The following is a 10,990-nucleotide window of genomic DNA, read 5'->3' on the forward strand; positions in this document are numbered from 1 at the left end:
TGTGACAGCATTGCAAAGGAACTACGCAATTGAAATGGGGGAATCTCTTACCTTTGGCGTTAACAGGCGGCTCAGCTCCCGCTTTCTTCGGCGGCGGCTTCGTCCGCGGCCTCCTGTGCCCATTCCTGCGCCGCTTCCACCGCGACAGAGGTCGAGGACATCATGACCGGTGCATAGGCCCCCGTCTCGTCCGGTGCGGAACCGGGACGGCGCAGCATGCGATAGGCGCCATAGACCGAGGTCGCCACCAGCAGCGCAGCGATGAACAAGAAGAAACCGCCCGGCCCGACAAGGGTCATGACATAGCCGGTCAGCACCGGGCCGCCGATGGCGCCCAGCCCGTTGACGAACATCATGCCCGCGCTGCCCGCCGCCATCTGGTCGGTTTCCAGGTAGTCGTTCAGATAAGCCAGCAGCAACGAGTAAAGCGGATTGGTCATCGCCCCGATGATCGCCGCCGCCACCAGCATGGCGATATAGCTGTCCCCGAAGACGAAACCGATGATCGCGCCAACCCCGCCGACGATCGCCTCGCAGGCGATCAAAAGCCGCCGGTCCACCCGATCCGACAGCCAGCCAAGCGGGTAAAGCGCCAGCAACGCCCCGATATAGAACGTCGAAATGAACAGCGAGATCTGTGGCAGGCTCAGCCCGGCCTGGGCGCCAAAGACCGCTGCCATGCCGAATTGCGCCGAAAAGGACCCGCCGACCAGAAAGACCCCCACCAGGCTCAGCGGAGAGGTCTTGTATAGTTCCACCAGGGACATCGGCTTGGTGCTTTCAAAGGCCGGGGTCGGGGAAATCGACAGAAGGATGGGTGCGAAGGAAATCGAAACCAGAACCGATGGCACGATGAACAGGATGAACCCAGCCGGATCCCCCAGCAGCAGGATGCCCTGCGCGGCCATGATCCCCAGCACCTGCACCAGCATGTAAAGCGACAGGCTCTGACCGCGGGTCTCGTTCGTGGCGGCGTTGTTCAGCCAGCTTTCCGCCGTCACGTAGACGCCCGAGAAACAGAAGCCGATCAACATCCGCTCCACGGTCCAGGCCCAGGGGTTGGCATAGGCCGGATAGAGGATCAGCACGGCCGAGATAAAGGACCCCAGGGCGGCGAAGACCCGCACGTGGCCGACCCGGCGGATCATCTCGGGGGCAAGGCGCGACCCGCCGAGGAAACCGGCGAAATAAGCCGACATGACAATCGACATGTGGAAGGTGGAAAAGCCCTCGATCTCGCCGCGCACACCAAGCAGTGTGCCCTGCAAGCCGTTGCCAAGCATCAAAAGAAGAAGGCCGAGCAAGAGCGCCCAGGAGGTTCCGAGAACCTGAATCATCTGGAAAACTCCTTTTGGATTGACGCCGGGCTGGCGCGAGTCACCTGCCCCTGACTTCCACGTCAGGCATCGGGGATCAACAGAGAGGCATCACCGTAGGAGAAGAATCTGTATTTTCCCTTGATCGCATGGGCATAGATCTGCCGGACGCGATCCTGCCCCACCAGCGCCGAAACCAGCATCATCAGCGTGCTTTTCGGCAGGTGGAAATTGGTCATCAGCGCATCGGTCACGCGGAATTCGAAACCCGGATAGATGAAGATATCCGTTTCCCCGCGCCAGGGCGCAATGGCCCCGCTGTCACGCGCCGCACTTTCGATCAGCCGCAGCGCCGTGGTGCCGACCGGGATCACCCGCCCCCCGGCAGCGCGGGTGGCCGCGATTTCCGCAGCGGCGGTTTCAGTGACCTCGCCCCATTCGGCATGCATGCGGTGGGTGGTCACGTCCTCGACCTTCACCGGCAGAAAGGTACCGGCGCCCACATGAAGGGTCACATGGGTTCGGGTCACGCCCATGGTGTCGAGCCGGGCCAGAAGCGCCTCGTCGAAATGCAGCGACGCGGTCGGCGCGGCCACGGCGCCGCTGTTGCGCGCCCAGACCGTCTGATAGTCGTCCTTGTCCTGGGCATCCGGCGCGCGCAGGGCGGCAATATAGGGCGGCAGCGGCATCGCCCCGGCCTCGGCCAGGGCCGCGTCGAAATCTGCCCCGGTCTGATCGAAGCGCAACAGGCCCTGCCCGGATTCGCGGCTTTCCAGCACCGCCGACAAGCGGTCGGAAAAGATCACCCTTTCGCCGTCGCGGATCTTTTTCAGCGGCTTCAACAGCGCCGACCAGGTGCCATCGGCGCGCGGCTCCAACAGCGTGACCTCTATGCGCGCTGCGGTTTCACCCTGTTCGGAACTGCGGTGACGCAGGCCGCTCAGCCGCGCGGGGATCACCTTGGTGTCGTTCAGCACCAGACGATCGCCGGGGCGCAGGTAATCGCCAAGGTCGCGCACCACCGCATCGGTGATGCTGTCACCCTGCGCGACCAACAGCCGCGCCGAGGATCGCGGCCGGGCTGGCCGGGTGGCGATCAGGTCTTCGGGCAGGGCGAAATCGAAATCTGAAAGATGCATGGCGGCAGCGCCTATACCTGAGTGCAGGCTGACGCAATGGGCCGCGCAGGGACCACAGGCGGGCTCCGGCGACTCATTGCCCGGCCTGCGGCGGACGGCTGCGGAAGATCTCGCGCAGCGGTCCGGGGGCCAGCAGGGTCAGCGGGTTGACCGACACGCTTGGTGCCGCGGTTGTGCCCTTGACGGTAAAGGTCATGCCGAACAGCCCTTCGCCCTTGCGGGTCAGGATCTGGCCCACGGCATTGATGATGTAAAGCGGCGAAAACACCCCCTGCATGTTCAACTGCTGCGAAGAGAGCGCATAATATCCGCCCAGAGATAGCCCCATGGAGGCCCCGACAGCACTTGAAGATCGCAGCACAAGCTGTTCCGGGTCAAGACGAAAATCGGCATCCACCTCGGCGAACTTGATGCCTTCGCCCGCCATTTGTTCAAGCATGCCGACGATGCTGAGACCGGACAGGATTTCGGCCATGACCGGGGCCTGGTAAACCGAGATGTCTGAAATCGCCAACCGCCCGTCATAGGTGCCCGCTGCGCCTGTGGGTTGCAGGTCGATCTGCAACACGCCACCGCTGGCACTGGGCAGGATCCCGACCGATTTCACCGCCGCCCCGGCATCCGCCGAGGTGATCTGGATCGCCGGCCCCTGAGGCGATGGCGTCACCCGGCCCGACACCGTCGCGCCGCCATTGATGCGGCCAGAAAAGCTGCCCTGCCGGACCTTGCCGCCCTCGAAGCTGCCGCGCATGTCCTGCAACCACAGCTTTTCGCCGATTGTGAAACGGTCCAGCGCCAGGGTGACGGGGCCGGACTCGCTGTTGGCGTTGCCCTTCGGCAGGTTGCGCAGATCGACCATGCCCCCAGCAGTTCCACCCCCGGCGGGTTCCCCGCCCCGCGCCCCGCAGGACCACCGGCGCATCAAGCCAGCTGCCCACCCGCACCCGGTCCGGGTTCAGCGTATCGAGACTGCCGTCAGGCTTCATGCTGACCGATCCGACGGCGCTGAAACCCGGCGCTTCCAGCCTCAGCAGATCGAAATGCGCCGGTTCGGCCAGGCTGCCGGTGATTTCAAGCTGACCGGTCGACGCGCGTGGCAGCGTCCAGTTCAGCGCGTCGATCCGCAGGCCCAGTCCCGTCAGATCCGAGGTCAGGCGCAGCCGGGGCGGCACCCCCTTGACCAGCTTGATCGACAGGTCAGCCGTGCCGCTTCCGGTGATCGCCTCGGGTGGCAGGCCAAGCTTGAAGGTCTCGACGAAATTGCGATCGAGCCTGATCTGCGCCGTGACCTGCGATCCTTCTGCCGAGGCAGGTCCAAGGTTGCTGTGCCACTGTCCGGTCAGCGCCACACCGTCCAGCGCGGCATTGCCCGAAATCGTCAGCGCCTCTTCCGTGCCCGTCAGGGTCAGGCGGTCGGCCGTCAGCCGGTGCCCCTTGGCCAGCACATCGCTTTGCACCCTGGTCAGCACGCCATCCAGTTTCAGTTTCAATTCACCCGGCTCCAGCTTTCCCTTGCGCAGGGGAAAGGCCAGATCGGCAGTGACTTCGGCCCGACCATCGGCCAGGTCGACCGGCTGACCCGCCTTGGTCAGCAATTCGAACCGCGGCTGGTCCAGCAGGGCAAGGGCGTCGGGAATGGCAGTGCGGGCCTGCAGGCGGGCCTCGGCGGGGCCTTGCTTGATACGGACATCCGGGATGATGAAGGCGCTGCCGGCCATGTCCACAGCCCCGCGACCGGGCGCGGCAAGCTGGCCGGTTTCGGCCTGGATCGCAAAGCGGTTGCGCAACAGCGATGCCTGGCCGCTGACCCCAGTCGCCACTGGCAGCCCTTTCAGGATGCGGGTGGAAAGGTTGTCGAACTCAAAACCCAGGTAAAGGTCCGGGGTCGCCCCGCCTTCGGCCTTCAGGCCAAGCTGGATATCGTGCAACCGCGCCTCTTCGACGTTCTCGGCCACCCAGGTGCGTGCGCCCGCCGCGACGCCTTCGGGCCAATGCGCCAGCAGGGCCCGGTTGCCGATCTCGTCCACATGCCCGTCCATCGACATCGACCAGCCCGCGGCATCGGCCAGCATGTGACCGCGCGCCGCCAGTGTCAGATCCCCGGCGCTGACCCGGGCCGAGCCAAGGTCGAGCCGGAAGGGATCGACCTGCAGCTTCAGATCCAGCTGGCCACCCGTCAGGTTGAGCCCGCCCAGATCCGGCGCCCCGGCCCCAAGCGCACCCGGTCCAAGCGAGACCCGGCTGAGGTTCAGCTGACCGACAAGCTGCGGCCCCCCGTCGCCGGTCGAGACCAGGCGCAGCGCCCCGTCGGCCATCGCCTTCAGCCGCTCACTGTCCACCGACAGCTCAGAGAACCGCAGCGTCTCGGACTCCGGGTCAAAGGTGAAATAGGTTCGCGCCAGGGAGAACGGCAGCGGCTCCACATCCGGGGTCGGTTGCAGCACGCCCTGCCCGATCTGCAGCGTCGCATTGACCGGGCCCGCCGGACCACCGCCATCCAGCGGCATCCGCAAGGCCCCCGAGATCGGCGCATCCAGCACCCCCAGCCAGGCCAGAGCCGGGGATTGGCTGGCCAGATCCGCCGCCGCCATGTCCTGAATCGACAGCGAGAATTGCCCCAGACTGTCACCAAGCCGGGTCTCATAGGTGGTGCGGATCACCGTGGCATAGGCATGACCGCCCAGAAGCGTGAAATCCCCGACGATGGACACCCCTTCGCCGCTGCGTGCCAGGTTGATCAACCCGCCATCCACGGACCAGCTGCGCCCCGCGCGCAAATCCTCATAGGCGACGCTCAGCCCGTCACCGTGGATTTCCGTCAACCGCGACAGGTTGTCGAGCGACAGAAGGGTCTTGAATTCATCGACCGCGGCCTGCAGGTCACGCCCCGCTGCGGCGGCCGTGTTGGCCGAGGGCTCGCCCGCCGTGGAAAAGATGTTGAACCGGCCATCGGCGCCGCGACGCAGCAGGAATTGCAGCCCCGAGACCGACAGGGACTCCGGCTGGATACGGCCCCGAAGCAACGGCGCTGCGGCCAGATCCCCCGAGATCTCGGCAACAGACAGGTTGGTGCTGCCGTTGCTCATCGCCAGATCGACGTTTTCAAGACGGATGCGCATGCGGCCGCCCTCGGCAAAGACCAGGCCAAGATCATCGAAGCGCACCTGCAAGCCGGGGAACTGCGTTTCCAGCCGTTCCTCGATCCGGGCGCGCAGCCAGTCCGGCGCGGCAAGCCGTTCCTGGCGCACGACGATGGCGGTCAGCAGGATCGAGGCGCTAAGGAGGATCGAGATCACCACCGCCAGCAGGATGACCACGCAGCGCCAAAGGTGACGCCGCCGGCTGATGTCCGGTACGGGCACGGGGTCGTCCGGCCGCAGCGGCACGACATTGGTCGGCGCAGCGCCGCCGGTCTGCCCTGGCTGGTCGCGACCGGGATCCTCCGGCCGCAGCACCTTGGTCATCTGCTGGTTCCCACCCTTCGTCTTCTGTGTGCCACCCCCGGCACCTTGCCCTGCCGGCCATCCCATCTGCCGTCGCCCCAGGCAAGCCGCGCGCGTCCAGCACGCCAGAAATTCCCGAACCTCTTGCCGCCATGGCTTTATTCTCGTCCCGCTCGGCTTAATATGGAAGCGAAGTTTCATCCATCGAAAGGCATCCCCATGCTCAGCATCGGCGATACGGCACCTGATTTCACGCTTCCCGCGACCTCCGGCGGGACCGTCACCCTGTCGGATTTGCGCCCGGCACCCGTCGTGGTCTTTTTCTACCCGCGCGACGATACGCCGGGCTGCACCACGGAAAACAAGGATTTCAGCGCCTTGTCGGATGACTTTAAAGCCGCCGGTGCGTCTGTCCTCGGGATTTCCAAGGACAGTATCGCCAAGCACGGCAAGTTCCGTGACAAGCATGAACTGACCGTCGACCTGCTGTCGGATGAAGACGGCGACACTTGCGAATCCTGGGGCGTATGGAAGGAAAAGTCGATGTACGGCAAGACTTTCCTCGGCATTCAGCGCGCGACCTTCATCGTCGATGGCGAAGGCCGGATCGCCGCCGCCTGGACCAAGGTCAAGGTCGCAGACCATGCCCGGCAGGTCCTGGAGGCCTTGCGCGCCCTGTGACCCGCCCCCACAAGGGCGCGAAACGAACAGACAGGAAGACCCCATGACGCAGACCCTGACCCAGATGGCCGTCGAGGTCCTGACCACGGCGGACGGGCGGGAAAAGACCGCGCTGTCGCATCGCCATGCCGCAAGCTGGCGCGCATCCCGCGAGGCGGGCGCGCCGATCCCGATCGGAGAGGCCAGCCCGCCGCTGCGTCCCGCGCGCCCCGACCAGCCAGAGCTGCGCAACCCCCGCGAAGTGCCGCGCCGCCGCCCCGGCACCCCCGAGGGGCGCATCGCGTTGCTGCATGCAGTCGCCCACATCGAACTGAACGCGGTCGACCTGCACTGGGACCTGATCGCACGGTTTGGCCATGTGCCGATGCCGCTCGGTTTTCACGATGACTGGGTGCAGGCGGCGGATGAAGAATCCAAGCATTTCAACTTGATGTGCGATTGTCTTGAAGCACTCGGCAGCCACTACGGCGCGCTTCCCGCCCATGCGGGCATGTGGCGCGCGGCCGAAGACACCGTCGATGACCTTTTCGGGCGTCTGGCCGTGGTACCCATGGTGCTGGAGGCGCGGGGCCTTGACGTCACCCCCGGCATGATCGAGATCTTCCGCAAGGCCGATGTTCCCCAGGCCATCGCCGCGCTCGAGGTCATCTACGGTGAAGAAGTCGGCCATGTGGCCTATGGATCGAAATGGTTCCACTTCCTGTGCGGCCGCGAGGGGCGCGACCCCAAGCCCTTGTTCCATGACCTCGTCCGACAGTACTTCCACGGGGTGCTGAAACCGCCCTTCAACGAGGAAAAGCGCGCCGAAGCGGGCATTCCGCCGGATTTCTACTGGCCCCTGACCGAAAGGCTGGAAGAAGACGCGCCCTAGGACTGCCGGACGACCACAGGGAGAGCCGAGGATGGCCCGGACCGGATTAACCGGGCCGCAAGCCCTCTCTGCGAACATGTGCGCAAAATCGACCCCGGCAACGCGAGAATTCGGCGAAATCCTGCCAAAAACGCACGAATCCGCCTGCCCGGGCCAGCGGTCCCTGCAAAACTGTTGCCCGGTGCTGGGGTGGCGGCTAACAGACCATAGGCGCCCGAGGTGGGGACCTGATGTATCAGGGCGCCTGGGATTGGGACGACTGAGGGACAGACCCCTGTGAGAACAAGATTGGCAATTCGCGTACACGCGATGCTTGAGCGGCATTTTCCGGAACGCCGGCTCTTTCTGAGATCAGACACGGACACGCGGTTCATTCGTCTGCGACCGGCCACGCAACTGGTGGCCTTCGCTGGCAGTGCCGCTCTGGTCGCCTGGACGATCATTGCCACCGCTATCCTGCTGATGGACACAATCGGGGCCGGAAACTACCGCAGCCAGGCGCTGCGCGATCAGGAAACCTATCAGGAAAGCCTGAACGCCATGGCCGCCGAACGCGACCTGCGCGCCGAAGAGGCGCTGGCCGCCCAGGACCGCTTCAACGCCGCGCTGGTACGGGTTTCCGACATGCAGACCGAATTGCTGCAATCCGATACCCGGCGCCGCGAACTCGAGACCGGCATCGACGTGATTCAGGTCACGCTGCGCCGAACGATCCGCGAACGCGACGAGGCCCGCACCAATCTGGCCGCGCTCGAGGCACCGGCTGCCGATGCGCCGGTGACGGCCCTGCCCGCCGCGGCGGAAGACACCGTCAACTTCCTCAGCGCTGCGCTTGCCGATACGGCCGCCGAGCGCGACCAGGTCGAGTCGAATGCCCAGGACGCGCTGCTCCAGGCCGACGAAATGGCACAGCGCATCGCCCTGATGGAGGATCAGAACGACGCGATCTTCCGCCAGCTGGAAGACGCCATGGAAATCTCGGTCGAGCCGCTGGACAAGATGTTCCGCGCTGCCGGCATGAACCCCAACAGCCTTCTGGACCAGGTCCGGTCCGGCTATTCCGGCCAGGGCGGACCGCTGACGCCGATCTCCTTCTCGACAATGGGCGAAATGCCGAACCCGGATGCCGACCGCGCCAATGCCATCCTCGGCGAGCTGGACGAATTGAACCTTTACCGGATCGCCGCCGACAAGGCGCCTTTTGCCATTCCGGTGCAGGCCTCGTTCCGCTTCACCTCCGGCTACGGTCGGCGGCGTGATCCCAAAACGGGCGGTATCCGCAGCCACATGGGCGTCGACCTCGCCGCCCCGGTCGGCACACCGCTGTATTCCACCGCGGATGGCACCGTTATTTTCGCCGGATGGTCAACGGGTTACGGTCGTCTCGTCAAGATCCAGCACGCCTTCGGCATTGAAACCCGCTATGCGCACATGTCCCGGGTCGGGGTTCGCGTGGGACAAAAGGTCTCGCGCGGGGAACGTATCGGTGATATGGGAGCATCCGGACGTGTGACTGGACCGCATGTGCATTACGAGGTGCGCGTGAACGGTAATCCCGTTAATCCGATGACATATATCAAGGCTGCACAAGATGTTTTCTAAGAGCAAGATCAACGAACCCGGTTCGAAAACTTCCGAGAGCCCGAGCGCCGACAGCGCCGCGCCGAAACCTGCGGCCCCGGCATCTGCCTCCAAGGACATGAAACCGGCGACGCCGCCGAAGGCCAAGCCGCCGGCCTCGGTTCTGTCCTCGGATCTGCACATCTCGGGCAACCTCAAGACCACCGGCGACATCCAGGTCGAAGGCACCATCGAAGGCGACATCCGCGCCCATCTGCTGACCATCGGCGAAGGCGCCACCGTGCGCGGCGAAGTCACCGCCGACGACGTGGTCATCAACGGCCGCATCGTTGGTCGTGTGCGTGGCCTGAAGGTGCGCCTGACCTCGACCGCACGCGTCGAAGGCGACATCATTCACAAGACCATCGCCATCGAAAGCGGTGCGCATTTCGAAGGCTCCGTACAGCGCCAGGATGATCCGCTCTCCTCCGGCCCCAAGACCACCGCGCCGGTCACCAGCGCGAGCTTCGAGAAAAAGGCCTGAGGCCGCCTCTCCCCAGCAATGGGCAGGAGAATGCAAAACCCCGCCGACAGGCGGGGTTTTTTCATGTCTGGAGTTCAAGCATCGGGCCCCAAGGTCGCCCGACCTGACAGAATGGATCAGGCTTCCAGTTCGGCGTCCCAATACAGGAAATCTACCCAGCTGTCGTGCAGGTGATTGGGCGGAAAACGCCGGCCCATGTTGCGCAATTCCTCGGCCGCGGGGGGGCGCGGCGGTTTGCGCAGGTGCATCCCCGCCCGGCGCAGCGACTTCGATCCCTTGCGCAGGTTGCAGGGCGAACAGGCCGCCACGACATTTTCCCAGCTGGTGATCCCACCGCTGGCCCGCGGCACCACGTGGTCAAAGGTCAGATCCCCCCTGGCCCCGCAATACTGGCAGCAGAATTCGTCCCGCAGAAAAAGATTGAAGCGCGTGAATGCCACGCGCTTCTGAGGTTTCACATAATCTTTCAGGACCACCACCGAAGGGATGCGTATCTGCATCGACGGGCTTCGGACAAAATGGTCGTATTCGGCCACGATATCGACCCGGTTGAGCCAGGCCGCCTTTACCGCCTCCTGCCAGGGCCAGAGGCTGAGGGGATAATAGGAAAGCGGCCGGTAATCCGCGTTCAGGACCAGCGCCGGATGCTGCTTCAGCGCGGCGGGCTCCCTCACGAATTCGGTTCTGAAATCTCCGTCCATTCTGCGACTCCGTTTCCGCCTCGTCTGCCCTGTCGGGCACCAAGGCGGGGAACCCCGCCCCGGCAATGCTTTGACTATATATCGCGTTGCCCTTCAGGCAAGCCCCATGATCTATAGTTCACCTGGCAAAGGCCTACGCGCCAAGCGTAACGCCCAAATGACAATCGCAGAGGTTATACACAGGCCGGATCCGCGCGGTGTGCCGCCCAACGGTGGGGTGCGCGCCGGGACGGATGACAGCGCGCCTGCATGTGCTATTCTTTGCCCCATGAAACTGCATCACCCTGCCCCCGCCGGCGTGCTGGAAGCCGCGCTTTACGCCGAAGACCTCGACGCGGCCGAGGCGTTCTACGGAACCATCCTTGGCCTTGAAAAACTTACCCGGGTCGCGGACCGGCATGTGTTCTTTCGGGTCGGCCAGACCGTGCTGCTGATCTTCAACCCCGAACGCACCGCAGAGCCCGGCGGCAACCCGGATATGCCGGTCCCGCCCCATGGCGCGACGGGGCCGGGCCACCTGTGCCTTGCCGCCTCCGCAACCGAAATCCAAGCCTGGATTGACATCCTGACCCTCAGCAACATTCCGATCGAGGCCGATTTTCATTGGCCCAACGGCGCGCGGTCGGTCTATTTTCGCGACCCGGCCGGTAATTCTGTGGAATTTGCCGAACCCCGTCTGTGGTTCGCCGAAAGCTAGGCCGCGCCGGTTGCGCGGCCCGAACCTGTCAGCAGGCG

The 10,990-nt window shown here is 64.7% G+C and carries 10 protein-coding genes; 5 read left to right on the top strand and 5 right to left on the bottom strand.

Going from position 1 to position 10,990, the window contains the following annotated elements:
* Nucleotides 1-71: 71 nt before the first annotated feature.
* The 4 genes from PSAL_RS05580 to PSAL_RS19410 form a co-directional block, all read right to left on the bottom strand.
* On the bottom strand, nucleotides 72-1,337 hold the full coding sequence (locus tag PSAL_RS05580) for an MFS transporter (RefSeq protein ID WP_119839593.1): 1,266 nt from the start codon (nucleotides 1,335-1,337) through the stop codon (nucleotides 72-74).
* A 62-nt stretch (nucleotides 1,338-1,399) separates the two neighbouring features.
* Nucleotides 1,400-2,455, bottom strand: a complete 1,056-nt coding sequence (gene queA, locus PSAL_RS05585) for a tRNA preQ1(34) S-adenosylmethionine ribosyltransferase-isomerase QueA (protein WP_119839594.1) — start codon at nucleotides 2,453-2,455, stop codon at nucleotides 1,400-1,402.
* A 73-nt stretch (nucleotides 2,456-2,528) separates the two neighbouring features.
* Nucleotides 2,529-3,023 carry a hypothetical protein gene (locus PSAL_RS19405; protein ID WP_456239195.1) on the bottom strand — a complete coding sequence of 165 codons (495 nt, stop codon included), beginning with the start codon at nucleotides 3,021-3,023 and terminating at the stop codon, nucleotides 2,529-2,531.
* A complete protein-coding gene (locus tag PSAL_RS19410; protein ID WP_456239196.1) occupies nucleotides 2,977-5,919 on the bottom strand; it encodes a hypothetical protein in 2,943 nt (980 codons plus the stop codon). Before PSAL_RS19410 ends, PSAL_RS19405 begins: the two co-directional genes overlap by 47 nt.
* Before the next feature lie 198 nt (nucleotides 5,920-6,117).
* Here PSAL_RS19410 and bcp point away from each other — a divergent pair, with 198 nt between their 5' ends.
* The 4 genes from bcp to PSAL_RS05610 all read left to right on the top strand — a co-directional run bounded on the left by bcp (nucleotide 6,118) and on the right by PSAL_RS05610 (nucleotide 9,554).
* On the top strand, nucleotides 6,118-6,579 hold the full coding sequence (gene bcp, locus PSAL_RS05595) for a thioredoxin-dependent thiol peroxidase (protein WP_119840608.1): 462 nt from the start codon (nucleotides 6,118-6,120) through the stop codon (nucleotides 6,577-6,579).
* Between the two features lie 43 nt (nucleotides 6,580-6,622).
* Nucleotides 6,623-7,450: a ferritin-like domain-containing protein gene (locus PSAL_RS05600; RefSeq protein WP_119840607.1), complete on the top strand. Its 828-nt coding sequence runs from the start codon at nucleotides 6,623-6,625 to the stop codon at nucleotides 7,448-7,450.
* Between the two features lie 276 nt (nucleotides 7,451-7,726).
* Nucleotides 7,727-9,052, top strand: a complete 1,326-nt coding sequence (locus tag PSAL_RS05605) for a M23 family metallopeptidase (RefSeq protein WP_119840606.1) — start codon at nucleotides 7,727-7,729, stop codon at nucleotides 9,050-9,052.
* On the top strand, nucleotides 9,042-9,554 hold the full coding sequence (locus PSAL_RS05610) for a bactofilin family protein (RefSeq protein WP_119840605.1): 513 nt from the start codon (nucleotides 9,042-9,044) through the stop codon (nucleotides 9,552-9,554). Before PSAL_RS05605 ends, PSAL_RS05610 begins: the two co-directional genes overlap by 11 nt.
* Nucleotides 9,555-9,670: 116 nt before the next feature.
* Here the strand turns inward: PSAL_RS05610 and PSAL_RS05615 are convergent, their stop codons facing one another.
* On the bottom strand, nucleotides 9,671-10,255 hold the full coding sequence (locus PSAL_RS05615) for an HNH endonuclease (RefSeq protein WP_119840604.1): 585 nt from the start codon (nucleotides 10,253-10,255) through the stop codon (nucleotides 9,671-9,673).
* 268 nt (nucleotides 10,256-10,523) lie between these two features.
* Between PSAL_RS05615 and PSAL_RS05620 the strand changes: the two genes are divergently transcribed.
* The gene (locus PSAL_RS05620) at nucleotides 10,524-10,952 is read left to right on the top strand and encodes a VOC family protein (RefSeq protein ID WP_119840603.1); all 429 of its coding nucleotides are present in this window, start codon (nucleotides 10,524-10,526) and stop codon (nucleotides 10,950-10,952) included.
* Nucleotides 10,953-10,990 lie beyond the last annotated feature (38 nt).

Source organism: Pseudooceanicola algae, assembly GCF_003590145.2.
Classification (GTDB): Bacteria; Pseudomonadota; Alphaproteobacteria; order Rhodobacterales; family Rhodobacteraceae; genus Pseudooceanicola; species Pseudooceanicola algae.